General features: G+C 62.7%; 1 protein-coding gene. It reads right to left on the bottom strand.

Going from position 1 to position 332, the window contains the following annotated elements:
• Positions 1 to 299, bottom strand: a 299-nt coding sequence (locus tag SB816_RS30485; RefSeq protein WP_410548050.1) for an NIPSNAP family protein, incomplete at its 3' end; no start/stop codon positions are given.
• Between the last annotated feature and the right edge of the window lie 33 nt (positions 300 to 332).

The raw sequence follows: 332 nt of genomic DNA, 5'->3' as shown, positions 1-332 counted from the left end.
AACACCGGCCGGAAGAAGCTGCGCTCGTAGCTGACGATGCAGCGCGTTTCCTCCGCGTAACGGAACGCGGCCTGGCATGCCGGGTCGGCCTTCGAGCGTTCGCGGTAGCGCTCGTATTCGGCAAGGCTCGGGAACGAGAACATCGCGAGCGCGATGTTGCTCGCGCCCTCGGACGGCAGGAAGTAGCCGTGATGCGTGCCGCCGAATTGCTCGACGAGCGGAATCCACATCTTGCCGTAGGTTTCGAACTGCTCGAGTTTGTACGGATCGACGACGTAACGAAGAAAGCAGGTGACCATGGGCGCTCGCAGGGCGATGAACGAGCAGCGAGC

The organism is Achromobacter sp. SIMBA_011 (assembly GCF_046535435.1).
GTDB lineage: Bacteria > Pseudomonadota > Gammaproteobacteria > Burkholderiales > Burkholderiaceae_B > Achromobacter > Achromobacter dolens.
Note: the sequence above shows the minus strand (reverse complement) of the source record. Positions and strands in the feature narration are given on the sequence as shown.